The sequence below is a fragment of the Pantoea sp. GCM10028869 genome (genome assembly GCF_042666835.1).
Classification (GTDB): Bacteria; Pseudomonadota; Gammaproteobacteria; order Enterobacterales; family Enterobacteriaceae; genus Pantoea; species Pantoea leporis.
Window position 1 is genome coordinate 1,801 of sequence record NZ_JBHTGO010000018.1, and the last position, 3,017, is coordinate 4,817.

Consider the following 3,017-nt stretch of genomic DNA (forward strand, 5'->3'; position numbering starts at 1 on the left):
ATGTTCGAGTCTCTCAAATGCTTGCAGTCTGCGCGCGTTGCAAAACGCCTGTGGGTTGTGAGGTTAAGCGACTAAGCGTACACGGTGGATGCCCTGGCAGTCAGAGGCGATGAAGGACGTGCTAATCTGCGTAAAGCGTCGGTAAGGTGATATGAACCGCTACAGCCGACGATGTCCGAATGGGGAAACCCGGTGCACCCAGTGCATCATCGCAACATGAATACATAGTGTTGCGAGGCGAACCCGGGGAACTGAAACATCTAAGTACCCGGAGGAAAAGAAATCAACCGAGATTCCCCCAGTAGCGGCGAGCGAACGGGGAACAGCCCAGAACCTGAATCAGTTTGTGCGTTAGTGGAAGCGTCTGGAAAGTCGCACGATACCGGGTGATAGTCCCGTACACGAAAGTGCACAGATTGTGAGTTCGAAGAGTAGGGCGGGACACGTGGTATCCTGTCTGAATATGGGGGGACCATCCTCCAAGGCTAAATACTCCTGACTGACCGATAGTGAACCAGTACCGTGAGGGAAAGGCGAAAAGAACCCCGGCGAGGGGAGTGAAACAGAACCTGAAACCGTGTACGTACAAGCAGTGGGAGCCTCTTTATGGGGTGACTGCGTACCTTTTGTATAATGGGTCAGCGACTTATATTCTGTAGCAAGGTTAACCGTATAGGGGAGCCGCAGGGAAACCGAGTCTTAACTGGGCGTTAAGTTGCAGGGTATAGACCCGAAACCCGGTGATCTAGCCATGGGCAGGTTGAAGGTTGGGTAACACTAACTGGAGGACCGAACCGACTAATGTTGAAAAATTAGCGGATGACTTGTGGCTGGGGGTGAAAGGCCAATCAAACCGGGAGATAGCTGGTTCTCCCCGAAAGCTATTTAGGTAGCGCCTCGTGAACTCATCTCCGGGGGTAGAGCACTGTTTCGGCTAGGGGGCCATCCCGGCTTACCAACCCGATGCAAACTGCGAATACCGGAGAATGTTATCACGGGAGACACACGGCGGGTGCTAACGTCCGTCGTGAAGAGGGAAACAACCCAGACCGCCAGCTAAGGTCCCAAAGTCATGGTTAAGTGGGAAACGATGTGGGAAGGCACAGACAGCCAGGATGTTGGCTTAGAAGCAGCCATCATTTAAAGAAAGCGTAATAGCTCACTGGTCGAGTCGGCCTGCGCGGAAGATGTAACGGGGCTAAACCATGCACCGAAGCTGCGGCAGCGACGCGTATGCGTTGTTGGGTAGGGGAGCGTTCTGTAAGCCGTTGAAGGTGTGCTGTGAGGCATGCTGGAGGTATCAGAAGTGCGAATGCTGACATAAGTAACGATAAAGCGGGTGAAAAGCCCGCTCGCCGGAAGACCAAGGGTTCCTGTTCAACGTTAATCGGAGCAGGGTGAGTCGACCCCTAAGGCGAGGCTGAAAAGCGTAGTCGATGGGAAGCAGGTTAATATTCCTGCACTTGGTGTTACTGCGAAGGGGGGACGGAGAAGGCTAGGTTATCCGGGCGACGGTTGTCCCGGTTTAAGCGTGTAGGCTGATACCTTTGGTAAATCCGGGGTATCTTAAGGCTGAGGCGTGACGACGAGCCACCACGGTGGTGAAGTAACTGATGCCCTGCTTCCAGGAAAAGCCTCTAAGCTCCAGGTAACACGAAATCGTACCCCAAACCGACACAGGTGGTCAGGTAGAGAATACCAAGGCGCTTGAGAGAACTCGGGTGAAGGAACTAGGCAAAATGGTGCCGTAACTTCGGGAGAAGGCACGCTGTCGGTAGGTGAAGTCCCTCGCGGATGGAGCTGAAGGCAGTCGAAGATACCAGCTGGCTGCAACTGTTTATTAAAAACACAGCACTGTGCAAACACGAAAGTGGACGTATACGGTGTGACGCCTGCCCGGTGCCGGAAGGTTAATTGATGGGGTTATCCGCAAGGAGAAGCTCTTGATCGAAGCCCCGGTAAACGGCGGCCGTAACTATAACGGTCCTAAGGTAGCGAAATTCCTTGTCGGGTAAGTTCCGACCTGCACGAATGGCGTAATGATGGCCAGGCTGTCTCCACCCGAGACTCAGTGAAATTGAAATCGCTGTGAAGATGCAGTGTACCCGCGGCAAGACGGAAAGACCCCGTGAACCTTTACTATAGCTTGACACTGAACATTGAGCCTTGATGTGTAGGATAGGTGGGAGGCTTTGAAGCGTGGACGCCAGTCTGCGTGGAGCCAACCTTGAAATACCACCCTTTAATGTTTGATGTTCTAACGTAGGCCCGTAATCCGGGCTGCGGACAGTGTCTGGTGGGTAGTTTGACTGGGGCGGTCTCCTCCCAAAGAGTAACGGAGGAGCACGAAGGTTGGCTAATCCTGGTCGGACATCAGGAGGTTAGTGCAATGGCATAAGCCAGCTTGACTGCGAGAGTGACGGCTCGAGCAGGTGCGAAAGCAGGTCATAGTGATCCGGTGGTTCTGAATGGAAGGGCCATCGCTCAACGGATAAAAGGTACTCCGGGGATAACAGGCTGATACCGCCCAAGAGTTCATATCGACGGCGGTGTTTGGCACCTCGATGTCGGCTCATCACATCCTGGGGCTGAAGTAGGTCCCAAGGGTACGGCTGTTCGCCGTTTAAAGTGGTACGCGAGCTGGGTTTAGAACGTCGTGAGACAGTTCGGTCCCTATCTGCCGTGGGCGCTGGAGAATTGAGGGGGGTTGCTCCTAGTACGAGAGGACCGGAGTGAACGCACCACTGGTGTTCGGGTTGTCATGCCAATGGCACTGCCCGGTAGCTAAGTGCGGAAAAGATAAGTGCTGAAAGCATCTAAGCACGAAACTTGCCCCGAGATGAGTTCTCCCTGACCCCTTGAGGGTCCTGAAGGGACGTTGAAGACTACGACGTTGATAGGCCGGGTGTGTAAGCGCAGCGATGCGTTGAGCTAACCGGTACTAATGACCCGTGAGGCTTAACCTTACAACGCCAGAGGCGTTTTGGTCTGAGAGACCGGATATTTTCAGCTTGTTT

At 53.7% G+C, this 3,017-nt stretch carries 1 rRNA gene; it reads left to right on the plus strand.

The features are described from left to right. The first annotated feature begins 61 nt into the window (after positions 1-61). Positions 62-2,966: ribosomal RNA gene (locus ACFQW4_RS23600) — 23S ribosomal RNA — on the plus strand. Positions 2,967-3,017: the final 51 nt, after the last annotated feature.